Genomic DNA, 24,150 nt, shown 5'->3' on the forward strand with positions numbered 1-24,150 from the left:
GCGCGGCATGCGTCGAGGAAGATGACATGACGCTGTTCGATCAGATCCGCCGGGATCAGGACCGCAGTCCGGCCACCGGGCTGAAGGGGTTGTCGCGCTGGCTGCGCCATCGCCTGCCGACGGGCCTTTACGCGCGCTCGCTGCTCATCATCCTCCTGCCGATGCTGATCCTCCAGACGGTCGTCGCCTTTGTCTTCATGGAGCGCCACTGGCAGTTGGTCACCGAGCGCCTGTCGGAAGCCGTCACCCGCGACATCGCCGCTGTCATCGAACTTCTGGAGCGCTATCCGGCCGAGGAAGACTTCGCCAACATCGTCGACATCGCAGCCAACCAGCTGAACCTGATCGTCTCGCTGGAACCCGGCACCGAACTTCCGAGACCCCGCCCCCGTCCCTTCTTCTCCATCCTCGACCAGATCCTCTCGGACGAGATCGCCACACGGATCCGGCGCCCATTCTGGATCGATGCGGTCGGCGAATCCCGTCTCGTCGAGGTCCGGATCGTGGTTGGTGACCAGACCCTCAGGATCTTTGCTCCCCGCAACGCGGCCTACGCCTCCAACACGCACATCTTCCTGGTCTGGATGGTCTCCACCGCTCTCGTTCTGATCGTTATCTCGATCCTCTTCCTGCGCGGCCAGATCCGACCGATCCTCGCTCTCGCCAATGCTGCAGAGAGTTTCGGCAAGGGCCAGCGTCCACCGGAAGGCTTTTCCCCGCGCGGTGCCGACGAGGTCCGCCGCGCCGGCCTCGCCTTCATTCTGATGCGAGAGCGCATCGAGCGCCAGATCGAGCAGAGGACGGCGATGCTGGCGGGCGTCAGCCACGACCTGCGCACCATCCTGACGCGCTTCCGGCTCCAGCTCGCCCTTGCCGGTGACGGACCGGAAATCGACAGCCTCAATCAGGACGTCGACGACATGCAGAGCATGCTGGAAGGCTATCTCGACTTCGCCAAGGGTGAGGTCGAGGAAGATGTCGGCAAGCTCGATCTCGCAGACCTTCTGGAGCGGGTCAAAGTGGATTTCACCCTGCATGACCGCACCCTCAACTGGACGCTCGACGGGGATCCGCTCGTCTCCGTCCGGCCGAATGCCTTCACGCGCCTGGTGACGAACCTCGCCTCGAATGCGCGACGCTATGCCCATCGGCTCGACGTCGATGTCCGCCATGGCGCCAAATGGCTGCTGATCACCTTCGATGACGATGGCCCGGGCATCCCGAAGGAATCGCGCGACGACGTCTTCAAGCCCTTCTACCGACTGGACGAGGCCCGAAATCTCGACGCATCCGGAACCGGCTTGGGCCTTGCGATTGCCCGCGACATTGCCCGCAGCCACGGCGGAAACGTCACCCTGGAAGACAGCCCGCTGGGCGGTCTGCGCGCGACCATTCGTGTGCCGGTCTAGCGCAAGCCTTGAAAAGAATAAGGGACCCGAAGGCCCCTTGGGTCACATCAGCTTCTTGCCGTTCGGCACCGGCTGCTCCACCGCCGCCAGTACGATCGCGCCGTTCTCGTCCTCGAAACCGAGGGTCAGCACCTCGGAGCGAAACGGCCCGATCTGGCGCGCCGGAAAGTTCACCACGCCCAGGACTTGCCGGCCGACAAGCGTCTCGGGCGTGTAATGAACGGTGATCTGGGCGGAGGATTTCTTGATCCCGATCTCGGGCCCGAAGTCGATCTTCAGTTTGAAGGCGGGCTTGCGGGCTTCCGGAAAGGTCTCGACCTCGATAATCGTGCCGACACGGATGTCGACCTTCTCGAAATCGGCAAAGGTGATTTCCCCGCCGCTCACTGAGCCAGTTCCTCGGCCCGTTTGCGCGCCGCCTCGATCGCCTGATCGAAGAGCGGCTGCATCGCATCCTCCGCCATCAGCACCGACAGCGCTGCCGCCGTGGTCCCGCCCGGCGAGGTCACGTTCTTGCGCAGGGTCGATGCCGGGTCGGGGGACTGGTGCAACAATTCACCAGCCCCCGCGACCGTTTCCCGCGCGAGACGCATGGCGAGGTCCGCCGGCAGGCCCGCTTTGCGGCCTGCCTCTGCCATGCACTCGACGAGATAAAAGACATAGGCCGGACCGCTGCCCGAAAGGGCGGTCACGGCATTTATGTCGGCTTCGCTCGCCACCCACTCGACGGGTCCGGAGACCTGGAGCAGGCGGTGAACAATCTCACGTTGACTGTCGGTAACGGCAGAGTTTGCAAATGCGCCGGTGACGCCACGACCAACCATGGCAGGCGTGTTCGGCATGGCGCGCACCATGGCGGCCTGACCGAGATGGCCTTCCATCGAAGCGATGGTCTTGCCGGCTGCGACCGAAACGACGGTTGTCTCAGGACCGACGAGCGACTTCAAACCGGGAAGCACCGCGTCCATGACCTGCGGCTTCAAGGCGAGGAAGAGAATATCGGCAACAAGGCCTTCCGGCGGCGTGACCGAATGGCGGGCGCCGGCCTCGGCGATGGCCGCCATCATCTTGTCGGAGGGTCCGGGATCGAGCACCGTGACCGAAGCTCCCGGCACGCCACTCTTCAACCAGCCGGCCAGCATCGCGCCGCCCATGTTTCCGGCTCCGACGAGGACGATCTGTCCGAATGCGGCATGCGTCATGCTCAGGCTTCTCCGACCGTCTCGAACAGGACCGCATCCATGGCGCTCTTGGCGTCCATGCCGGACCACACGACGAACTGAAAGGCCTGGTAATAGGCTTCGCAGGCATCGACTGCAGACGAAAGAAGGACCTCGACCTGACGATTGGTCGGCTCGGCACCGCCGGCGAGCAGCAGCGACTGACGGAAGATCACGACATCCTCGTTCCGCCAGAGATCGAAATGGCCCATCAGGACCTGACCGTTCACGTAGGAGAGAAGCTTGATGACTTCGTTCAGGCGGCTTTCGGGGATCTTGAGATCGAAGGCCGAAGCGAGATGCAGCGCCTCGAATTCCTCCATCCAGGAGAAGGACACATGATAGTCGGCCCACCGGCCCTCGACTGTCATTGCGATTTCGTCTTCACCCGAACGCTCGAACGACCAGTCATTGGTCGCCGCAACGAACTCGATCATGTCGACCGGGTTGGATTGGCGTTCGACTTCGATTTCCATGAGGCTCATGCATCACCTTCTTGACCGGAATGATTACGGGCGCCCGGCAAATCGCCGGGCCACTCGGACACCTGAACCGGAAACTACTGAAAACGATTCCGAAGGACCCCAGGGTAGAACACGCACCCTGTCCGAAACTTACGCGGCCCCCGCTCAGAATCATCGTTGAAAATCAGTGTATAATCGTGACGAGCCAGCACCAGCCCCCCTCGTCACATTTGGGCCAGCGGCCTGTGGATGGCGCTTTCAGAATCGCCTTTGCATCACCCCATAAGCGACTCTGGCGATTGGCTTTTTGGGAGATGTCCACAAGCGCCAATTTTTTCGTCGCGCATTACCTCCGCAACCATCGTCAAGGCGCTGAAAATGCAAAAAGACCCAAAGCCACAGGCAATGGGTCTTCGATAAGTCAGATATCGCGATTGACGGTGTCCCGAAACGGGACGGCGGCCTTACTTGGCCTGCGCCGAAAGCTGCGCCTCCAGGGTCTCGAGGCGCGTCTTCAGCGCCTCGTTCTCCTCGAGCGCCTTCAGCGCCATCTCGCGCACCACATCGAACTCTTCGCGCTTGACGAGGTCCATGCTGTTCAGCCAGCGCTCGGCCTGCGCGTGAAAGGCGGTTTCCACCTCTTTGCGCACACCCTGCGCGGCGCCTGCGGCGTCCGTCATCAACTTGGCAAAATCATCGAAAATACGGTTGGGGCCGGTCGACATGGAATAACTCCTCTCAAGCAGACAGCGGACGGAAAAACGATCCTTGAAGATGAGGTAGGACCAGACAGGCCGGCACGCAAGACGGCAAGCACAGATAAAGGTGGTTGACGGTGCCGCAGCCGCCCCGATTCCATCTTGACCGTGCCAATTCGCAACGCCATTTTCCAGCAGCATTAACGAAAGTACTCCATTGTTGTCAGTCCTGGACCTTTTCGCCGCCGTCTCCTTTCCCGCGATCGACCCGGTCGCCTTTTCGCTTGGTCCGCTGGCGGTCCATTGGTATGGGCTTGCTTATGTCGCCGGCATTCTCCTGGGCTGGTTGATCGCCCGTGACCTCCTGAAGCGCCCGCATCTGTGGCCGAACGGCCAGTCGCCCGCCACCCTGCAGCAGATCGACGACTTCGTCCTGTGGGCCGCGATCGGTGTCGTGGCCGGCGGACGCCTCGGCTACATCTTCTTTTATGATTTCGCCTCGGTCGCGGCCAATCCGATGCGCGCCATTGAGGTCTGGAACGGCGGCATGTCCTTTCATGGCGGCTTCATCGGCGCGACGCTCGCCATGGTGTTCTTCGCCCGCCGCCATCAGATCCGACTGTGGAGCCTGTTCGACCTCATCGCGAGCGTCGTGCCGCTCGGCCTGTTCTTCGGCCGCATTGCCAACTTCATCAATGGTGAACTCTGGGGCCGCCCGGCCGACGTGCCGTGGGCCATGGCCTTCCCGACCGGAGGCCCCTTCCCTCGCCATCCGAGCCAGCTCTATGAAGCGGCTCTCGAAGGCCTCGTGCTCCTGATCGTGCTCCAGGTGCTCGCCCGCCTCTTCGGCGCCCTGCGCGCACCCGGCAGGATCACCGGCATCTTTGTCGCCGGCTATGCCGCCGCCCGCATCTTCGTCGAGTTCTTCCGCGAGCCGGACGTGCAGATCGGCTATCTCTACGGCGGCTGGCTGACCATGGGCATGGTGCTGTCTCTGCCCATGGTCCTGATCGGCATTTGGATTTTCGTGCGATCGGGGCGCGCGGCCCCCGCGACACAAGGCTGAGGAGCGCCGATGGCCACACCGCTCGCCGAAAAGATCAAGTCGCTGATTTCAGCCAACGGCCCGATCAGCGTCACCGATTATTTCGCCCTCTGCCTCGCAGATCCCGAACATGGCTACTACCGCACCCGCCATCCCTTCGGGCGCGCCGGCGATTTCGTCACGGCACCGGAAGTCAGCCAGCTCTTCGGCGAAATGCTCGGCGTCTTCATGATCAACACATGGCAGCGCCATGGCGAACCGCGGGATGTGCGCCTCGTCGAAATCGGCCCCGGCCGCGGCACCATGATGTCCGACATGCTGAGAGTGATCTCGCGCGCGGCACCGGAGCTCTATGAAACCGCAACGGTCCATCTCGTCGAGACAAGCGCGCTTCTGAAGCTCACCCAGATGGAGACCCTTTCGGCCCATGGCGACAAGGTCTCCTGGCACGAAAGCTTCGATGGCGTGCCGCAAGGCTTCACCCTGCTTGCCGCCAATGAACTCTTCGATGCCATTCCGATCCGCCAGTTCGTCAAGACGCCGAACGGGTTCCGCGAGCGCATGGTCGGGCTTGATGATCAGGACGAGCTCTGCTTCACCCTCGGTGTGGCGACCCTCGATCCCTCCATGCTGCCGCAGGGTCTGAGCACGCCCGCCGATGGCGAAATCTTTGAAGTGGCCCCTGCCCGCCAGTCGGTGATGGTGACCATCTGCGAGCGCCTGATCGCAAGCCACGGCACGGCGCTGATCATCGACTACGGGCACATGGTCAGCAACTTCGGCGACACGCTGCAAGCCGTGCGTGCCCATGAATATGATCCGCCCCTTGCCCATCCGGGTCTTGCCGATCTCACCAGCCATGTCGACTTCGAAAACCTCGCCCGGACAGCCGTTGCTGCCGGCGTGCATCTGAACGGCTGCATGCATCAGGGTGACTTCCTTGTCGGCCTCGGCATCGAGCAGCGCGCCGCGTCCCTCGGCCGGGACAAGGACGAGAAGACACAAGGCGAGATCATCGAGGCCGTACACCGCCTCGCAGGGTCCGGACGTGGCTACATGGGCGAACTGTTCAAGGTCATGGCAGTCTCCTCGCCCGCCGTGCAATTGCTGCCTTTCAAGTCCAAGCATTGACAGGATGGGGTGCGATCTGCACGATCGCGCCAGAACCGAACGGCTCAAAATCGAAGAAAGCCGATTGAATTCAAAAGCTTCTCAGGAACACCGCCACATCCTTGCAATGCCAGGCTCAGGAGAGACAATCATGAGCACAGCCGATCAACCGCGCCCTGTCACGGCCGCAAGCCTGGACGACATGGGTGCAGCCGGCATCCGCCACGGCTTTTTTACCAGGGACGGCGGCGTGTCCGAGGGCATCTATCGCGGACTGAATGTCGGCCTCGGCTCCAATGACGACCCGGAGAAGGTGCGCGAAAACCGCCGCCGTGTCAGCGCCTGGTTCGGCCAGCCGCTCGACCGGCTTGCAACGGCGCACCAGATCCACTCACCCGACGTCGTCGTAGTCGGCGCAGACTATGACGGCAGCCGCCCGCAGGCCGATGCTCAGGTCACGGCCAGCCCGGGCGTCATCCTCGGCGTCCTGACGGCCGATTGCGGCCCGATCCTGTTTGCCGACCCGCACAACCGTGTCGTTGGCGCAGCCCATGCCGGCTGGAAGGGTGCACTCGGCGGCGTTCTCGAAAACACCATTGATGCCATGGTCGCGCTGGGCGCAGATCGCAACCGCATCCACGCGACGCTTGGCCCGTCGATCTCGCAGGCCAATTACGAGGTCGGTCCGGAATTCGTCGACCGCTTCCTTGCCGCCGACAAGAGGTATGAGGCCTTCTTCACCCCGTCCGCCAAGCCCGGTCACGCCATGTTCGACCTTCCGGGCCTGACCGTCATGCGGCTGTCCGAAGCTGGGGTGAAGGCAGACAGCATTGGCCTTTGCACCTATGCCGCGCCTGAAGCGTTCTTTTCCTACCGCCGAACCACCCATGCGGGTGAACCCGATTACGGGCGGCAGATTTCGGCGATTGCGATCAAGGAGGACTGAGATGGCCCTGCACTTTTCAGAAAGCGAGTTTTCCGCCCGCCGTGCCCGCCTGATGGCGCGCATGGCCGAGGAAAAGCTCGATGCCCTGCTGCTCTTCGCTCAGGAAAGCATGTATTGGCTCACCGGCTACGACACGTTCGGCTACTGCTTCTTCCAGACGCTGGTCGTCAAGGCCGATGGAACGATGACGCTTCTGACGCGCACGCCCGACCTCCGTCAGGCCAAGCAGACCTCGACGATCGACAACATCGTCGTCTGGGTCGACCGGATGAATGCCGACCCGGCCGTCGATCTGCGCAATCTGCTCAGCGATCTCGACCTGCTCGGCATGCGCGTCGGTGTCGAATACGACACTCATGGCCTGACCGGTCGTGCCGCGCGCCTTGTCGACAACCAACTCAACAATTTCTGCGAAACGGTCGACGCGTCCTACATCGTCAGCAATCTGCGCCTCGTCAAATCGGCCGCGGAAATCGCGAAGGTCACGGAAGCTGCAGAACTCGCAGACCTCGCCTTCGATGCAGCTTTGCCCCTCATCCGCGCAGATGCCGACGAGGCTGAAATCCTGGCGGCGATGCAATCGGCCGTGCTTGCCGGCGGCGGCGATTATCCGGCCAATCCTTTTGTCATCGGCTCGGCTGCGGATGCGCTGCTCTGCCGCTACAAGTCCGGCCGACGCCGCCTGTCAGAGACCGATCAGCTGACGCTGGAATGGGCCGGTGTCTCCAGCCACTACCACGCGCCGATGTTGCGCACCGTTCTCATCGGCGAGCCAACCTCGCGGCATCGCGAACTCTATGCGGCAGCGCTTGAAGGCATGCGCGCCATCGAACATGTGCTTCGTCCGGGCCACACCTTCGGCGAAGTCTTCGATGCGCATGCCAAGGTGATGGACGATCGCGGCCTGACCCGCCAGCGCTTCAACACCTGCGGTTACTCGGTTGGCGCACGCTTTGCGCCCTCATGGATGGAGCACCAGATGTTCCATGCCGGCAACCCGCAGGAAATTGCCGCCGACATGACGCTGTTCGTCCACATGATCATCATGGACAGCGATCGGGAAACGGCGATGACCGTTGGCCATACCTATCTCACGACGGAGACGGCACCGCGCGCCCTGTCACGGCATCCGCTGGATCTGATCAGCGCGTAAGTGCGCAAACTGGGGCACGGCCGCGGCAATCACGCGGTTTTGCCTGTTCGTTCAGGGAATTGACAGGCAGAGGATGCTAGTCACATTAATTGTGACGGAAGTGATTGGGAGGGACCCGCCGCGGTGACATGTTCCCGGACAATGCCAACGAGACTGGCCGCCGCGATCGGTGTGCTCATCCTTCTGGCCGGCTGCAACAGCACGGATGTGCTGACGCCGCCCGCGGACGTCGGCAACGGCAGCCTGCCACCCGCCTACACCCAGGAACTGGCTGCACCGGCAGCAGGCACCCAGCCGGTCCAGAGCGCACCGCTCAGCCAGCCCGGCTACGCCGAGCCGGTCCGCGGACCGCAGAACTCGCTTGAGGCCCAGGCAGCCGCTCTGGCCCAAGGCGGTCGCAACCCGGTGGCATCCGCCCCTCTGGAGGGTCAGGTCTCCCAGGCGTTCCCCAGTGCCCCGCAGCAGCAGGCAGCACCTAGCCAGCCGTCGCAAGCCGCCCAGCCAGCGCAACAGGCCTCGCTGCCACCTGCGGCACAGGCGACGGGCAGCATCCGCTTCCTGCCGATCATCGGCGCCCCAGTCCAGGCCGTCACACCGCTCTCGCGTCAGCTCGGCGCTGAAGCCCGCGCCCGCGGGCTGACCATCAAAAGCGCAAGCGACGCCTCGAGCGAACACATCCTGAAGGGTTATTTCTCGGCCTTCTCCGACGGCGGCAATGTCACGATCACCTATGTCTGGGATATCCTGGACGGCAGCGGCGGACGCCTGCATCGCATCCAGGGTCAGGAGATTGTCCCGTCCGGCGCGCAGGACCCCTGGGCCGGTGTTCCGGCCTCTGTCATGCAACAGATCGCAACCAAGAGCATGGCCGAATATGTCTCATGGCGAAACAGCCGCGCAGGCTGAGGCCCGACGCAAATCGGCCACGCAAACTGCAAATCCTGCGCCCGATTTGGCGCATCAACCGAAAATATGGGCCTGACCGTCCAAACCTCTTGCATTCAAGTCGAAGGGCGCTAAAAAGCGCGCATCTCAGCATGGTAACAGGCGGGCCAAGATGAAGGTTTTCGCAGGTAATTCGAACCGGCAACTGGCCGAAGCGATCTGCTCCTATCTCAATGTACCACTCGGCAAGGCCAGCGTCCGCCGTTTCGCAGACCAGGAAATCTTCGTAGAGATCCAGGAAAATGTGCGTGGTGAAGACGTCTTCGTCGTTCAGTCGACGTCCTTCCCGACAAACGACCACCTAATGGAACTGCTGATCATGATCGACGCCTTCCGTCGATCCTCGGCACGCCGCATCACGGCCGTCCTTCCCTATTTCGGCTATGCCCGCCAGGACCGCAAACCCGGTCCGCGCACGCCGATCTCGGCCAAGCTCGTCGCCAATCTGATCACCGAAGCCGGTGCCGACCGCGTTCTGACGCTCGACCTGCATGCCGGCCAGATCCAGGGTTTCTTCGATATCCCGACCGACAACCTCTATGCCGTGCCGCTTCTCGCGCGCGACATCAAGGACAAGTATGACACCAACAATGTCATGGTCGTCTCGCCGGATGTCGGCGGCGTTGTCCGCGCCCGCTCGCTTGCCAAGCGCCTCGACTGTCTGCTCGCGATCGTCGACAAGCGTCGTGATCGCCCAGGTGAGTCCGAAGTCATGAACGTCATCGGTGACGTCACCGGCAAGGACTGTATCCTGATCGACGACATCGTCGATTCCGGCGGCACGCTCTGCAATGCAGCCGAAGCGCTGTTGAAGAACGGTGCCACCAGTGTCACCGCTTACATCACGCATGGCGTTCTCTCCGGCGGCGCCGTCACGCGCGTCGCCTCTTCGAAGCTGCGCGAACTCGTGATCACCGACTCGATCCAGCCGACCACGGCCGTCCTGTCGGCCCCGAACATCCGTGTGCTCTCGACCGCGACGCTGCTTGGCGAAGCCATCAACCGCACCAGCCAGGAAGAGTCGGTCTCCAGCCTCTTCGACTGATCTGACCCAAGATTTGCGGGTTAACCCTGTAGAATAGAATGCAGTGTCAGCGGTGTCACAGCCACTTGCGCTGCGTCTACGCTTTGCATACAGCTTCCGGCGCACTGTTCCCCTTCGGGACGGGCGCGAAGACTACACCCCTTCTTGCGTGATATGATGTCACTCTCGGTCGAAAAGCTGCTTGCCAACCCGGATTTGCACGAGGCGATCAGGGACCAGTCGCGAGCTCTGCTGCAAGTCAATGAAGAAACCCCTCGCCTTGCTGCCGTTTTCGGCACCCAGCAGCGCTGGCTGCTCGGCCATCTGGCCATGGGCCTCTATTTCAGCGAAGTCGCGCGCGGCAACCCCGACCCCGTCATCCTGATGGCCCGTTATCTCGAGCAGGTGAAGACCCTCGATATATCCTCGGTCAACACCGCCGACGCCTTCATCAAGGAAATGCTGGTCTATGGGATCGCCTTGAACGGCCAGACTTCAGACCGGCGCAATCGCCCGTTCGTGCCCGCCCCGCAAACCATCGCCGCCACGCGTCGCTGGGTCCTCATTCATCTTGCAACGCTAGACCGGCTGGATGGCGGCAGGCGGAGCGAACTGCTAGAGACCGACGACCGTTACCTCGCCCGCCTTCATCCGCAGATCGCCACGCGGGCCATGTCCTCGTCTCCCTTGCGCACGCCGACCCAGACCTGGTCCCTCTTCACCTGGCTGAACAATGGGGGGATCGTGATGGACTGGATGATGCTGGGCATAGAGCAGGCCGATGCCGAGCTGGAGCGTGTCCCGACGCGCGTGCGCTCCGTTCCGGAACTGGCCGAGACCTTCCGCCTGTCGAGAACCCATCTGACCCGCAAGCTGCGCGAAGCCGAAGCGATCGGCAGTGTCGGCTGGGAAGGCAGTCGCGGGCGCTCCACCCTCTGGGTCTCGCGCGCCTTCCTGCACGAGTATCATACGACGCAGGCAGTCAAGCTCGCCGTGGTCGACGCCGCCTGCGAGGCCGTCGGGCTCTGCTGACGGACGAGCTTATCCGCGAGCCAGAGGCAGCGGACAGGCCTCGCCGCCGTCGAACAGCCGCGACCGTGTAAGAAAACGGCGTTCCCGACCGTTGTCGAGGGAGAACATCCCGCCCCTGCCCGGCACGACATCGATGATCAGCTGCGTATGCGCCCAGACGGCATACTGGCTGCCGCTGATATAGAACGGCACGCCGCCGATCTCGCCAAGCTTCACATCCGTCTCCCCGACCCGATATTCGCTAGCCGGATAACACATCGGCGTCGACCCGTCACAGCAACCGCCGGATTGGTGAAAGAGGATGTCGGGGTGATCCTCGCGAATCTCGGCGAGGAATGCGAGCGCGGCATCCGTTGCGATGACACGGGGCTGGTCTGGGGTGGGGCTGTTGGTCACGGTAGTTCCTTCCGAGCGGGGTGCAACGGTTAGACCCTCCCCTTGAGGGGGAGGGTCGGCACGCAGTGCCGGGGTGGGGTGACCCATGGATACCGAACCATCACCCCCACCCGCAGCTTCGCTGCGACCTCCCCCCTCAAGGGGAGGTGTGGAGCCTCAGAAGAAACCCAAAGCCTTCGGGCTGTAGGAGACCAGCATGTTCTTCGTCTGCTGGTAGTGATCGAGCATCATCTTGTGGGTCTCGCGACCGATGCCCGACTGCTTGTAGCCGCCGAAGGCCGCATGGGCCGGATAGGCGTGGTAGCAGTTGGTCCAAACGCGACCGGCCTGGATGTTGCGGCCGAAGTGGTAGCAGGTGTTGGCATCGCGGCTCCACACGCCGGCACCGAGGCCGTAGAGCGTATCGTTGGCGATTTCGAGCGCCTCTGCCTCGTCCTTGAAGGTCGTGACCGAAACGACAGGTCCGAAGATCTCTTCCTGGAAGATGCGCATCTTGTTGTGCCCGCGGAAGACCGTCGGCTTGACATAGTAGCCGCCCGAAAGCTCGCCCGGCAATTCGTTGCGATAGCCGCCGGTCAGCACTTCGGCGCCTTCCTGCTTGCCGATATCGATATAGGACAGGATCTTTTCGAGCTGCTCGGAAGAGGCCTGCGCGCCGATCATCGTCGACATGGCCAGCGGGTCGCCCTGGATGACGGCCTCGACGCGCTTGACCGCCTTTTCCATGAAGCGGTCATAGATCTTCTCATGCACCAGCGCACGGCTTGGGCAGGTGCAGACCTCGCCCTGATTGAGCGCGAACATCGCGAAACCTTCGAGCGCCTTGTCGAGATAGTCGTCGTCCTCGCGCATCACGTCTTCGAAGAAGATGTTCGGCGACTTGCCACCGAGCTCCAGCGTCACCGGGATAAGGTTCTGGCTGGCATACTGCATGATCAGACGGCCGGTCGAGGTTTCGCCGGTGAAGGCGATCTTGGCAACACGCTGGCTGGTCGCAAGGGGCTTGCCGGCTTCGAGGCCAAAACCGTTGACGACATTCAAGACGCCCGGCGGCAGGAGATCGGCGATCAGCTCCACCAGCACCAGGATCGAGGCCGGCGTCTGCTCGGCAGGCTTCAGCACCACGCAGTTCCCGGCAGCCAGCGCCGGGGCCACTTTCCAGGCGGCCATCAGGATCGGGAAGTTCCAGGGAATGATCTGGCCGACGACGCCGAGCGGCTCATGGAAGTGATAGGCGATGGTGTCATGATCGACTTCACCGATCGTGCCTTCCTGAGAACGGACGCAGGCGGCAAAATAACGGAAGTGGTCGATGGCAAGGGGAATGTCGGCAGCCATGGTCTCGCGCAGCGGCTTGCCGTTGTCCCAGGTTTCGGCGCGCGCCAGAAGCTCCAGATTGGCCTCCATGCGGTCGGCGATCTTGTTGAGGATGTTGGCGCGCTCGGTCGTCGAGGTGCGGCCCCATTTGTCCTTGGCGGCGTGTGCGGCATCGAGCGCCAGATTGACGTCGGCCTCGTCCGAACGGGCGATGTCGCAGAGCTTGCCGCCGGTGACCGGCGTCGTGTTCTCAAAGTAGCGGCCGTTTACCGGCTCACGGAATTCACCGCCGATGAAGTTGCCGTATTTCAGCTTGAACGGCGAAGCCGCAATCGTCTGCACCTGAATGTTCATCTGTCATCCTCCCTGTAAAGGGACCCCTCCTCGGGTCCCGATGGCAGGAGGATTGCCGCGATCCGGTGCAAGGAACAGTGTCGCAAAACAGTGCTGCAGCGCACAGTGTTTCAGGAATGCGACACATAACGCGCAGTCAGTGGAGCTGGAAGCGCTTCATCTTCCGGTGCAGCGTGGCCCGGCTGATGCCGAGCATCTGGGCGGCCTGCGAGACATTGCCATTCGCCCGCGACAGGACACGGCGCAGAGCGGCCCGCTCGGCATCGTCGAGATCGCTGATCGCCTCACCGCGTGTTTCCTTCAGCGCATCCGCGGCCGGCAGGCCTTGTGCAATCAGGCCGTCATCGAGCTTGAGTGCGATGCGCGCGGCTTTCGTGGCGCCCAGGATGAGATCGTCGCCATCGACGGCGATCAAGGCCGACATCGAATTTGCCTGTGGCACCATGACGATGCGGGCGCCGGCAAAGGCCTGGCGGAAAAGATTGCTTTCCACGCGCGCCGCAGCATCCCGCACCGCCTGGGACAGAACCGCAAGCGTCAGATCCGAGACGTCGTCGCGGCAGGTGGAGACGTCGAGCGCGGCCGTCACCCGACCGAGATGGTCCCGGATCGGTGCCGTCGCGCAGGAGAGACCGATATTGGCGCTCATGAAATGCTGGTCGCGATGAATGACAACGGCCCGCTCGTCGGCCAGCGCCGTGCCGATGCCATTGGTGCCGACGCTCGCCTCGCTCCACAGCGTCTGCTCCCAGAGCCCGAGAGACCGAAACTCGACATCATCGCCCGGCGCACCACGCCGGTCGACCACGATCCCGTTCTGGTCTGCAAGGATGATGCAGCAACCGGAGCGACCGACCATCTGATAGAGCCGATCCACTTCGTCGGTCGAGCTGCCGATCAAGCGCTCCATGCGCTCGCGTGCCTCGCGAAAGGTCACTTCGTCGACATGGATCGGCTTGCGCGCCTCTTCCGGCTGCAGACGATAGAGGTTGAGACAACGGCTCCAGGACGCCGCCACCGGCGAGGTCACGGCCGCCGACGCTTTCTGCGCCGTCGAGTAGACGAGATCGGAATGACGGATTTCCTGGCGCATCGGCTCCTCCCAAAGCACGGGCGACAGTATGCGCCTTCCGCCTGAAGAGGCAATCGCTCATCATTGCGGCAGATGACCGCTTCACGCTCCACGCCGGAAACTGGCGCAATTCTGCGACAGTCGCGCGCATGAAATGGAGATCAGGCTGCGAGACTGCCCTTGCCGGTCTCTCCAGCCTCTGGCGCTGGCTGTTCCTGTGAAGCCGGCGGATTGACGATCGCCTGGAGTTCGGAAAGCGGCTGCGGCTTGCCGTAGAGATAGCCCTGCACCTGCTCGCAGCCCTCATCCTGCAGGAAACGCAGGTGTTCAGCATTCTCCACACCCTCGGCGAGAACCGGAATATTCAGGCTCTGGGCAAGAATGAGGGTCGAGCGGACGATGGCCGCCGACTGTCGGTTTTCCACCACGCTGTCGATGAAGCCGCGATCGATCTTGATCTTGTCGAACGGGAAAAGCTGCAGAGTCGAGAGCGACGAATAGCCGGTACCGTAATCGTCCATCGCGATCTTCACGCCGATCGCCTTCAGCTGCCGGATGATCGACAGTGCATTCTGCTGGTCGGCGATGATGCCGGATTCGGTGATCTCAAGCTCGAGTCGCTCCGGCGCGAGACCGGTTTCCTTCAGGATGTCCCGCACATGCTGCGGAAAATTGGCGTTGGCGAGCTGCTTGGGGGCGACATTGACGGCGATGCGCAGAGGATTGCCCCACTTCACCGCCTCCTGACACGACCTACGCAGGACCCAGTCCCCGAGCTCCATGATGAAACCGGTGCGCTCCGCGATCGGAATGAACTCGACCGGCGACACCAGCCCACGCTTGGGATGCAGCCAGCGCAGGAGAACCTCGAAACCGACGACTTCACCGGTCTGTGTGTTGTTCTGCTGCTGGAAGTAAAGCATGAACTCGCCGCGCTCGAGCCCGGCGCGCATGTCCATGGCGAGCGCACTGCGTTCGCGCGCGGCCTGATCCATCGACTTGTCGTAGAAACAGATCTGGTTGGAGCCGATCGACTTGGCGCGATACATGGCGGTATCGGCCTGGGCAAGCAGGTCGTCGATCGTCTCGGCATTGTCAGGGAAGACCGAGATGCCGATGCTGGTGCCGATGGCAAGCGTCATATCCTCCCAGCCGATCGGCTCGCAGAGATCGCGGATGATGCGCGCAGCCATCTGCTCCGCCTCGGCATGGGTGAAGAGGCGCGAGGTCACCGCGATGAACTCGTCTCCACCGATGCGCGCCACGAACTCGCCATCGCGAAGGCGGCGACCCAGACGCTCGGCTGCGATCCGCAGCACGTGGTCGCCGGCCGCATGGCCGTGTACGTCGTTGATTTCCTTGAAACGGTCGAGGTCGAAGGACAGGATGTAGATCCGATCCGCCCTCGCCGCCGGCGCCTCCATCATGTGGCCGAGCCGCTCGACGAAGGCGCTGCGGTTCGGAAGCCCGGTCAGCGCGTCATGCAAGGACAGCTGGCGATACCGTTCGACGGCGGATTTGCTGGACTGGCGGTCGATCACATAGGTCATGGATCCGATCGAAAGGATCAGAACCGTCACCAGCATCAGCACGACGGTCAGAACGCTTTCCGGCAGCATGTTGGCAGGCAAAGCCGCCGAGGCATCCGGCACGACCGTGACGGCCGTCATGCCAATGAAATGTGTCGATGCGATCGCCAGCACCAGCGCCACGCCACCGCCATACCGGCAAAAGCGGGTGACCGGTCGGGCAACGCGGCTGGTGGCGAGCGCGCCAAACACGGCACCGGCAATCAGCGAAGCAACGACATAGGTTTGGTTCCACTCGAGATGGCCCTGGACCTGATAGCCGGACATGCCGACATAATGCATCGCGGCGATCCCACCGCCGACGAGCGCACCACCCGCCTCGATCAGCAGGCTGCGCTGGGTTGCTGCGGCAATGGCAAAGCCGATGCCGGTGATGGCAATGGCGAGCACGAGCGAGGTCAAGGTCGCCGTCGGTTCGTAACCGGCCAGAACATCGGCCTCATACCCCATCATGGCGACGAAATGGGTCGTCCAGATCCCGGCGCCGCCGATCACACTCGTCAACGAAATCCAGCTCGCGCGCGTTACGCCGCGTGTGTTGCGCACCCGACCGAAGAGCCGCATCGTCAGAAGCGATCCGAAAAGGCAGACGGAGACGGCAGCGATCAGGGACAAGGGATCGTGTTCGACAGCGATGCAGGTGAGAACTTCGAGCATGGAAATCGGACCAGGTGATTAAGACCGGACTCATTTAACACCCGTCAATTTCGAACTGCTCAACCGAAATGGTTAGCAAATCGACATCGAAGCCCTTATTGCCTTCTGGCTGATCACAAACGCGTAATCCGCGGCAATGCCCGGGATTACCTTGCTATTGCGCATCATCTGGTCTATAGGCGCGCGATCCACACAGACACCCTTGGAGGCAATGTGGATGGGACCGGCAACGGTCTCCCGTTCTGGTATGACCAAAATGCGTCGCCAGGGCTCTCCAGTAACTTGAAAGGTAAAGCCATGAGCCACGCTTCTTACGAGCTCAAGGCCGTAGCACGCGAACGGGTAGGTAAGGGGTCCTCCCGCGAACTTCGCCGCAACGGTTTCATCCCGGCTGTCATCTATGGTGACAAGCAGGCCCCGATTTCGATCTCGATCAACACGAACGAGATCACCAAGCGCATCCACTCCGGCGGTTTCATGACCACCGTTGCCATCATCGATCTCGATGGCGAGAAGATCCGCGTTCTGCCGAAGGACTACCAGCTCGACCGCGTTCGTGACTTCACGATGCATGTCGACTTCCTGCGCGTCTCGGCCAACAGCCAGGTATCGGTTCAGGTTCCGGTTCACTTCATCAACGAAGAGAAGTCCGGCATCAAGACCGGCGGCGTTCTCAACATCGTTCGCCACGAAGTTGAACTGCACTGCCCGGCATCGGACATCCCGGAAGCCATCACGGTTGACCTCGCTGGCCTCAAGGTCGGCGACGCGATCCACATCTCGGCCGTCAAGCTGCCGAAGGGCGTGACCCCTGTTATCGCTGACCGCGACTTCACGATTGCAACGATCGTTGCTCCGGCCGCTGGCGTCACGGAAGAAGAAGAAGAAGGTTCGGCAGAAGCCTGATCTTTCTGATCTACATGATCGACGAGCCCACCCTTCGCGGGGTGGGCTTTTTTAATACAATCACTGCTCGCAGACTCTGGAATCCGACTATTTCTCTTTAGTCAGATTTAAAGTATTTCGTGAAAGCCTCCGTCTCTCAATTATTGCGTGAGGGGAGCTTTGAGGGTTATGTTGCATCATCCCGCGCCGCATCTGGCGGTTCGCTGATGACACGTTCGGTCGAGAGCCGATTCCTCGCCATCGTAGGGATCACGATCTTCATTCTGGTCGTGCCGCTCTTCGCGCTTTTCCTGTCGCTGGCGACGGAACGCGCCGCAAACGAACTGCAGCAGAACCTCGACATCCTGCTCGCCGCCAATGCGCAGGCGCTTGCCAAGCCGCTTTGGGACTTCGACCAGGAAAGCGTCGAACAGATCACCGCAACGATCGTCTCCAATGGGCCCGTCAGCCGCGTGAACGTCAGGGACGTCTCCGGCGGCATCTCGGTCTCCATGCCAGCGCTACCCAAATGGCCGAAGAACGGCCTGGAATCGATCACGCGCGAGATCTTCTACCGCGCGGTCGAAGGCCCGAAGCTCGTCGGCACCATCACCATCTACTATAGCCGGATCGACATCTTCTCCTCGCTGCGCCAGGCCGAGGTGATGCTGATCGGCATCTTCATGCTGGCGGTCGTCGGCGTTGTCGGCGCGGCCGTCGTCGGCAACCGCCTGATGGTCATGAAGCCGCTGCTGAAGCTGACCGCCGCCATTGAAGCCACCCGCCGGCTCGGCTCCCGCCACCATGTGGACTGGCAGTCGAACGACGAGATCGGCCGTCTGGCCCGCAGCTTCAACGCCATGCAGATCAAGCTCGAGCAGGAAGAAGGTGAGCTGCGCCTCGCCCATCGCCGCTCGACGGACATCTACAACACGACGCCGGCCATGCTGTTCTCGCTCGACGAGGAAGACCGCATCACCAGCGTCAGCGACTACTGGCTGCTCGCCACCGGCTATCAGCGCCACCAGGTCGTCGGCCGCCGGTTCGTCGAACTCGTGCCGCAAGAAGCCCGCGCCGCCTATCAGGAGCGCAAGAAGACCCGCTCGATCGCCGACGTTCTGGAAGCCACGACCCAGTTCGTCTGTGCCGATGGCACGGTCATGGATGTGCTGATCGCCGAAGCAAGCCGGAAGATCGAGGGCGCCAAGGAAGACCTCTCCCTCTCCGTCATGACCGACGTGACCGCGCTGAAGCAGTCGGAAGAGCGAAATCACCGCCAGGCGATCACCGACCACCTGACCGGTCTGCGAAACCGCCAGGGCTTCGAAACCGCTCTCGACAGCGAGATCGCAGCAACCGACGCCGCCGGCGAAGAACTCGCCTGCATTTTCGTCGACCTCGACCGCTTCAAATGGATCAACGACAATCTCGGCCACCAGGCCGGCGACCTCGTTCTCTGCCGCTTCGTCGAGAGCATGAACGACCGCCTCCCCCGCGGCGCAATAGCCGCGCGTCTGGGCGGTGACGAGTTTGCCGTCCTGCTCCGCGGCCCGGCCATCGAGCCGGTCGCGAGCGACCTCAGCCGCGCGCTTTGCGATATCTTCGTCGATCCGATGAACATCGAAGGCTCGACAGTCCGCCTCAGCGCCAGCATCGGCATCGCGCTCTACCCCAATCACGCCGCCAATGCCGCCGAACTTCTGCAGAAGTCGGACATGGCAATGTACAGCAAGAAGCGCGACGGCAAGAACGGCGCGGCCCTCTACAACTCCGAGATCCAGGATCACACCCGCCGCCGCGCCGAGATCGAGCACGACATCGAGGAAGGCCTGTCGGAAGACTGGTTCGATGCCTTCTTCCAGCCGATCGTGGAGGTCGAGAGCGGCCGCACCGTCGGCTATGAGGCCCTGATGCGCCTTGTGCATCCGGAGCGCGGCATCATCCCTCCGGCCGAACTCATCTGCGTCGCCGAAGAGACCGGTGCGATCAGCCGGCTGGGCGGCCAGGTCTTGGAAAAGGCGCTCGCCAATCTCGCCCGCCTCAGCGCCATCACCGGCAACCACGACGCCTATCTCGCCATCAACTTCTCGCCGCTGCAGTTCGATCCGTCTCTGCCGGTCCGGCTTGCCGCACTGAGCGCGCATTTCGACATCGCTCCGCAGCGCATCGTCATCGAAATCACCGAAGCGACCCTGCTGCACGACAACCCGCAGATCCGCACGATCCTCGACGAGTTCAACCGCTATGGTTATCGCCTCGCCCTCGACGACTTCGGCACCGGGTATTCGTCCCTGAGCTACCTCAACCGCTTCCCCGTCGACATCGTCAAGATCGATCAGTCCTTCATCCGCTCGCTGACCGCCGACGAGCCGGAATTGCGCCACAAGAGCCGCATGCTAGTCGAAGGCATCACCGCGATTTCCCACAAGATGGAATGCACCGTGGTCGCCGAGGGCATCGAGACCGAGGAACAGCGGCGCATCCTGGAAGAGTTCGGCGTCGATTATGGCCAGGGCTACCACTTCGCCCATCCGCAGGCGCTTTCCGCACTGATCGAGCAATCCACCAGCCAGCCGGCCCGCCTGCCGAAGGTCTCAGCCGGCTGACAGCAACTGTAAGAGGGAACCGCAATGAAAGTTTTAGGCATCATGCTTTCACTTGCGGCGGCCCCGGTCGCCGCCGCAGACATCGTCCATTTCACCACGGAAGACTATCCGCCCTATAACTTCCGCGTCGGATCCGAGATCCGCGGCGCTGGGTATGACCAGGTTCTCCTGATGATGGAGGACATCAAGGTGCCCTACACCATCGAGATGATGCCTTGGGCGCGCGCCATCGCGCTGGCGGAAACCGAGAAGATGCACTGCGTCTTCACCACCGCCCATATTCCGGAACGCGACAAGAAGTTCAAATGGGTCGAGCCCGTGGCCGTCGGCCGCAACTTCATGGTTGCCCACAAGGGATCGGGCATCAAGGTTGCCAATATCGAGGAAGCCAGGAACCACATCGTCGGCACGCAGCGCAATGACTACACCCAGACGCTGCTGGAGAACGAGGGCTTCCCCAAGATCGATCTCGCGACCGACCTGAAGCTGACGCTGAAGAAGCTGCAGAGCAAGCGCATCGACCTGATGCCGATTTCCGAGCAGCACTATATCGAGCTGCAGGAAAAGGGCGAGGAACTCGAAGCGCAATTCGTCTTCTCCGAGCAGAAATTCGCCATCGCCTGCAATGCCGATTTCCCGGAAGAACTCCTCGCCCGCATGCAGGGCGCGCTCGACAAGCTGATCGAGAACGGCACGCAGGCCGAGATCTTCGAGACTTACAATCTGCGCTACTCGAACTTCGGTCTCGTCGCCGCCAATCCGTGACGATCCGACATCCGTCTTGACATTCGGGCCGTTTCCCTGTGGGGAAAGGCAAAGAACCTCAAGACGGATCTCGGGCAATGATCATCCTGGCCGGCCTCGGCAATCCCGGTGCGCAATATCAGAAGAACCGGCACAATATCGGCTTCATGGCCGTCGACGCGATCCAGCGCCGCCACGCTTTCTCGCCTTGGGCGAAGAAGTTCAAGGGCGAGATCTCGGAAGGTACGCTGGCCGGCGAGAAGGTCATGCTGATCAAGCCGCAGACCTTCATGAACCTCTCGGGCGAAAGCGTCGGCGAGGCCATGCGTTTCTACAAGCTCGGCCCTGAGGACATCGTCGCCATCTATGACGAACTGGACCTGATGCCCGGCAAGGCCCGCATCAAGGCCGGTGGCGGTCACGGCGGCCACAACGGCATCAAGTCACTGGACGCCCATTGCGGCCTCAACTACCGGCGGCTCCGCCTCGGCATCGGCCATCCCGGCGACAAGTCCAAGGTGCACAACCATGTGCTCGGCGATTTTGCCAAGTCAGACGCCGAATGGCTGGATCCGCTGCTCGAGGCCTTGGCCGACAATGCCGACATGCTGGTGCGCGGAGAGGATTCGCAGCTGATGAACAAGCTGGCCCTGGCGACCGGGGCGAAGGCCGAGGACGAAAAGCCCGCCAAGGCACAAAAGGCCGCTCCATCAGGCCAATCACACATCCGCCAGGCCCGCAACTTCAACCAGCCGAAGAAGCTTCCAGAGACCGGCCCCATGGCCGAGATGCTGAAAAAGATGTTCGGCCCCAAGGGCGACTGACACCGCCGAGGCAGCAACTCCCCTGCCCGCAAACCGATCCCGCGCAAACGACCGGAAGACGACCATGAGCCACGATATCACCACCGACCTCGTCACCCTGCGCGACTACTGGCGTTACGCCATCTCCCGCTTCAATGCCGCAGAACTGAGCTACGGCCACGGCACCCATAACGCCGTCGACGACGCAGCCTTCCTCGTGCTCGACAGCCTCGACCTGCCGATCGACACGCTCGACCCGTTCCTCGACGCCAAGCTGCTGCCGTCAGAGCGTCATCTGCTCGCTGAGCGCATCGAAACGCGCGTCGCGACCCGCAAGCCCTCGGCCTATCTCACCGGCCGCTCCTATATCCAGGGCATGCGCTTCTTCGTCGACGAGCGCGTGATCGTGCCGCGCTCGCATATCGGCGAGATACTGTTCAATGAATATGGCGGCGAGTTCGGCTCGACCTTCCTGCCCGATCCCTTCGCGGTCGAAAGCGTCGTGGACATCTGCACCGGCTCCGGCTGCCTCGCGATCCTGGCTGCAAAGTTCTTCCCGCTGGCATCCGTCGATGCCGTCGATCTTTCCGCCGATGCGCTCGAAGTCGCCGAAAAGAACCGCCAGGCCTACGGCCTCGAAGACCAGTTGACGCTGCATCAGGGCGATCTCTTTGGGCCGCTGTCAGGCCGCAAGTTCGACCTCATCATCACCAACCCGCCCTATGTCGATCACGAGGCGATGGATGAATTCCCGGCCGAATACCGCGCCGAACCGGCCATGGCCCATGACGGTGGCGAAGACGGCCTCGATCTCGTGCGCACGCTGCTCGCCGAAGCGCCGAAGCACCTGAACCCGGGCGGCGGCATGCTCTGCGAAATTGGCCGCGGCCGCGACATCCTCGAAGCCGAATTCCCCGACCTCGACTTCCTCTGGGTCGAGACGACGGAAGAAGAAGACGCTGTCTTCTGGATCACGGCAGAAGCGCTGGGCGTTAAGGCGAAGAAGGGCAAGTGAAGGATAAGCCTCACCACTCGAAGGTTTCGACGCGGTACCAGAAGAGATCGACGAGCGCGACGATCGCGCTGTCGATAAAGTAAGCGCACAGCTTCGAGACGTCAGGACCGACCATCAGGACCACAAAGCCGCTGAGCATGGTCCAGCCAACGGCAAGCCGCAGATTGTGCAGACTGTCGAGACGGTAGTAGCCGGCCTCGTCGTATTCCGTCTTTAAGATCATATCGTGCCAGCTGTAGCCGTCGCTCATGATGAGATCCATCATGGGCCGATCTGACAGACGATCCGGCAGGATATTGAAAACCGCGCGCACGACGTGGCCGAGCGCGCCCAGGAGGGCAAGAGCCACGAGCGCGACGACATAGTGCCAGGTGGCCGCTTCTGGAAGGGTCTGAGGATCCGGAACCATGCGCCGAGACTAGCGCGTGGCGGTAAGCAATTGGTTTGCGCCTCAATGCGGCGGCTTATGCGGGCGCCTTGGCGAGCAGTCCCTCGACCAGCACCCGGAACGCCTCCTGCGCTTTCGGCAACACGCGCTCCGGCTCCGCACTCGCCGCAATCCACATGGCGGCATTGAGCGCTGCGCCGCTGATCAGCCGGGCCGCAGCTTCCGCATCCACCGGCTTCAACACGCCCTCGCCCATCAGGCCTTGGATCGCCTCGCGGGTCACCTGCAGGCAGGAATTCTGGCTCGGCCACAACGAGGGATCGCCCAGCACCGCCGGACCGTCGAGCAGCACGATGCGCTGCACCTCGGGATCGAGCGCCATCTCGATATAGGCCGCACCCTCGGCGAGCAGTGCATCCCAACCCGCACCGGCTGCTGCACCCCGCGCCTTCGCGCGCTCGGCCATCTCCGTGTCGATCTCGTCGACCACAGCGGCGAAGAGCCCGCGCTTGTCGCCGAAATTGTGGTAAAGCGCGCCGCGCGTCAGACCGACCTCGGCGGTCAGCACATCCATGGACGCGTCCGCATAGCCCTTCTCCGCAAAGGCCTTGCGCGCAGCCGCGATCAGCTTCCTGCGGTTTTCCGCCATGCTTTCCGACCGCGTCCGTTTCAAGAGAGCCTCCATAGTTCGCATACGCACCGTATGCGAATTTGACATACGGCGCGTATACGGCTAAACCAACATACGCATCGTATATGAAATCTATGCACCACAGCCAAGCGGCATTTTGCCGACCCGGTCAGCCGGGCGGAACAATGCCGCATGCTCGAAAGGACCACCATGACCAAGCCTGAACCCGTTTTCCCCGCAAACCGCCATGCGCTTTACGAACAACACGGCTATTCCGCCGCCATCCGCAGCGGTGACCTCCTCTTCGTCTCCGGTCAGGTCGGCAGCCGCGAGGACGGCACGCCCGAGCCGGACTTCGAAACCCAGGTGCGCCGCGCTTTCGCCAATCTCGAAGCGACCCTCGCCGCAGCGGGCGCCAGCTTTGCCGATCTGGTCGATGTCACCAGCTTTCACACCGATCCCGAGAACCAATTCGAGACGATCATGAAGGTCAAGGCAGAGGTCTTCCCCGCCCCACCCTATCCGAACTGGACCGCGATCGGCGTGAACTGGCTCGCCGGCTTCGATTTCGAGATCAAGGTGATCGCCCGCGTTCCGCAGGCAACCTGACAAAGCGCCGACGGCACTCTGAGGCTAGCGTCTCAAGG

General features: G+C 62.4%; 24 protein-coding genes. 14 read left to right on the forward strand and 10 right to left on the reverse strand.

From position 1 onward, the window contains the following. Positions 1-26 precede the first annotated feature (26 nt). Positions 27-1,409: an ATP-binding protein gene (locus FAA86_RS12490; RefSeq protein ID WP_136541027.1), complete on the forward strand. Its 1,383-nt coding sequence runs from the start codon at positions 27-29 to the stop codon at positions 1,407-1,409. Positions 1,410-1,451: 42 nt separating this feature from the next. On the opposite strand, the gene FAA86_RS12495 is transcribed toward FAA86_RS12490, so the two are convergent. The 4 genes from FAA86_RS12495 to FAA86_RS12510 form a co-directional block, all read right to left on the reverse strand. Beyond that, positions 1,452-1,796: a tRNA-binding protein gene (locus FAA86_RS12495; RefSeq protein ID WP_136541029.1), complete on the reverse strand. Its 345-nt coding sequence runs from the start codon at positions 1,794-1,796 to the stop codon at positions 1,452-1,454. Continuing rightward, positions 1,793-2,611 (reverse strand): pyrroline-5-carboxylate reductase, encoded by an 819-nt coding sequence (gene proC, locus FAA86_RS12500; protein ID WP_136541031.1) that lies wholly within the window; start codon positions 2,609-2,611, stop codon positions 1,793-1,795. The genes FAA86_RS12495 and proC overlap by 4 nt, the downstream gene beginning before the upstream one ends. A 2-nt stretch (positions 2,612-2,613) precedes the next feature. Next, positions 2,614-3,114 carry a type III secretion system chaperone family protein gene (locus FAA86_RS12505; RefSeq protein ID WP_054151521.1) on the reverse strand — a complete coding sequence of 167 codons (501 nt, stop codon included), beginning with the start codon at positions 3,112-3,114 and terminating at the stop codon, positions 2,614-2,616. Between the two features lie 443 nt (positions 3,115-3,557). Next, the gene (locus FAA86_RS12510) at positions 3,558-3,818 is read right to left on the reverse strand and encodes an accessory factor UbiK family protein (protein ID WP_136541362.1); all 261 of its coding nucleotides are present in this window, start codon (positions 3,816-3,818) and stop codon (positions 3,558-3,560) included. Between the two features lie 190 nt (positions 3,819-4,008). Between FAA86_RS12510 and lgt the strand changes: the two genes are divergently transcribed. The 7 genes from lgt (at position 4,009) to FAA86_RS12545 (ending at position 11,046) form a co-directional block, all read left to right on the forward strand. After that, the gene (gene lgt, locus FAA86_RS12515) at positions 4,009-4,857 is read left to right on the forward strand and encodes a prolipoprotein diacylglyceryl transferase (protein ID WP_136541033.1); all 849 of its coding nucleotides are present in this window, start codon (positions 4,009-4,011) and stop codon (positions 4,855-4,857) included. Positions 4,858-4,866: 9 nt separating this feature from the next. Next, positions 4,867-5,967, forward strand: coding sequence for a class I SAM-dependent methyltransferase (locus FAA86_RS12520; RefSeq protein WP_136541035.1), 1,101 nt, complete (start codon positions 4,867-4,869; stop codon positions 5,965-5,967). 181 nt (positions 5,968-6,148) lie between these two features. Continuing rightward, entirely contained in the window at positions 6,149-6,892 is a 744-nt protein-coding gene (gene pgeF / locus FAA86_RS12525; RefSeq protein ID WP_377344427.1) for a peptidoglycan editing factor PgeF, read from the forward strand. 1 nt (position 6,893) lies between these two features. Beyond that, positions 6,894-8,045 carry a M24 family metallopeptidase gene (locus FAA86_RS12530; RefSeq protein WP_113458750.1) on the forward strand — a complete coding sequence of 384 codons (1,152 nt, stop codon included), beginning with the start codon at positions 6,894-6,896 and terminating at the stop codon, positions 8,043-8,045. 123 nt (positions 8,046-8,168) lie between these two features. Further along, positions 8,169-8,951 carry a hypothetical protein gene (locus tag FAA86_RS12535; protein WP_377343526.1) on the forward strand — a complete coding sequence of 261 codons (783 nt, stop codon included), beginning with the start codon at positions 8,169-8,171 and terminating at the stop codon, positions 8,949-8,951. Positions 8,952-9,102: 151 nt separating this feature from the next. Next, a complete protein-coding gene (locus tag FAA86_RS12540; RefSeq protein WP_113458748.1) occupies positions 9,103-10,035 on the forward strand; it encodes a ribose-phosphate pyrophosphokinase in 933 nt (310 codons plus the stop codon). Between the two features lie 153 nt (positions 10,036-10,188). Beyond that, positions 10,189-11,046 carry a hypothetical protein gene (locus tag FAA86_RS12545; protein WP_246035070.1) on the forward strand — a complete coding sequence of 286 codons (858 nt, stop codon included), beginning with the start codon at positions 10,189-10,191 and terminating at the stop codon, positions 11,044-11,046. 9 nt (positions 11,047-11,055) lie between these two features. Here the strand turns inward: FAA86_RS12545 and FAA86_RS12550 are convergent, their stop codons facing one another. From FAA86_RS12550 to FAA86_RS12565, 4 genes are all read right to left on the reverse strand, one after another. Continuing rightward, positions 11,056-11,442 (reverse strand): DUF779 domain-containing protein, encoded by a 387-nt coding sequence (locus FAA86_RS12550; protein WP_136541041.1) that lies wholly within the window; start codon positions 11,440-11,442, stop codon positions 11,056-11,058. Between the two features lie 156 nt (positions 11,443-11,598). Next, entirely contained in the window at positions 11,599-13,113 is a 1,515-nt protein-coding gene (gene adh / locus FAA86_RS12555) for an aldehyde dehydrogenase (RefSeq protein ID WP_136541043.1), read from the reverse strand. A 136-nt stretch (positions 13,114-13,249) separates the two neighbouring features. After that, the gene (locus tag FAA86_RS12560; protein WP_136541045.1) at positions 13,250-14,206 is read right to left on the reverse strand and encodes a helix-turn-helix domain-containing protein; all 957 of its coding nucleotides are present in this window, start codon (positions 14,204-14,206) and stop codon (positions 13,250-13,252) included. Between the two features lie 140 nt (positions 14,207-14,346). Beyond that, a complete protein-coding gene (locus FAA86_RS12565; protein WP_136541047.1) occupies positions 14,347-16,431 on the reverse strand; it encodes a putative bifunctional diguanylate cyclase/phosphodiesterase in 2,085 nt (694 codons plus the stop codon). A 297-nt stretch (positions 16,432-16,728) separates the two neighbouring features. Between FAA86_RS12565 and FAA86_RS12570 the strand changes: the two genes are divergently transcribed. From FAA86_RS12570 to prmB, 5 genes are all read left to right on the forward strand, one after another. Then, on the forward strand, positions 16,729-17,337 hold the full coding sequence (locus FAA86_RS12570; protein ID WP_136541049.1) for a 50S ribosomal protein L25/general stress protein Ctc: 609 nt from the start codon (positions 16,729-16,731) through the stop codon (positions 17,335-17,337). A 206-nt stretch (positions 17,338-17,543) separates the two neighbouring features. After that, positions 17,544-19,922 (forward strand): EAL domain-containing protein, encoded by a 2,379-nt coding sequence (locus FAA86_RS12575; protein ID WP_136541051.1) that lies wholly within the window; start codon positions 17,544-17,546, stop codon positions 19,920-19,922. 24 nt (positions 19,923-19,946) lie between these two features. Beyond that, positions 19,947-20,687 carry a substrate-binding periplasmic protein gene (locus FAA86_RS12580; protein ID WP_136541053.1) on the forward strand — a complete coding sequence of 247 codons (741 nt, stop codon included), beginning with the start codon at positions 19,947-19,949 and terminating at the stop codon, positions 20,685-20,687. 77 nt (positions 20,688-20,764) lie between these two features. Further along, positions 20,765-21,490, forward strand: coding sequence for an aminoacyl-tRNA hydrolase (gene pth, locus FAA86_RS12585; RefSeq protein ID WP_136541055.1), 726 nt, complete (start codon positions 20,765-20,767; stop codon positions 21,488-21,490). Positions 21,491-21,554: 64 nt separating this feature from the next. After that, a complete protein-coding gene (gene prmB / locus FAA86_RS12590; protein WP_136541057.1) occupies positions 21,555-22,484 on the forward strand; it encodes a 50S ribosomal protein L3 N(5)-glutamine methyltransferase in 930 nt (309 codons plus the stop codon). A gap of 10 nt (positions 22,485-22,494) precedes the next feature. Here prmB and FAA86_RS12595 read toward each other — a convergent pair whose 3' ends face one another. Continuing rightward, a complete protein-coding gene (locus FAA86_RS12595) occupies positions 22,495-22,893 on the reverse strand; it encodes a hypothetical protein (RefSeq protein WP_136541059.1) in 399 nt (132 codons plus the stop codon). Between the two features lie 55 nt (positions 22,894-22,948). Then, positions 22,949-23,521: a TetR/AcrR family transcriptional regulator gene (locus tag FAA86_RS12600; protein ID WP_183954668.1), complete on the reverse strand. Its 573-nt coding sequence runs from the start codon at positions 23,519-23,521 to the stop codon at positions 22,949-22,951. 192 nt (positions 23,522-23,713) lie between these two features. Between FAA86_RS12600 and FAA86_RS12605 the strand changes: the two genes are divergently transcribed. After that, complete coding sequence (locus FAA86_RS12605) at positions 23,714-24,112, forward strand: RidA family protein (RefSeq protein ID WP_136541366.1); 399 nt, start codon at positions 23,714-23,716, stop codon at positions 24,110-24,112. Positions 24,113-24,150: the final 38 nt, after the last annotated feature.

This window comes from Rhizobium rosettiformans W3 (genome assembly GCF_004912135.1).
Lineage (GTDB): Bacteria > Pseudomonadota > Alphaproteobacteria > Rhizobiales > Rhizobiaceae > Allorhizobium > Allorhizobium rosettiformans.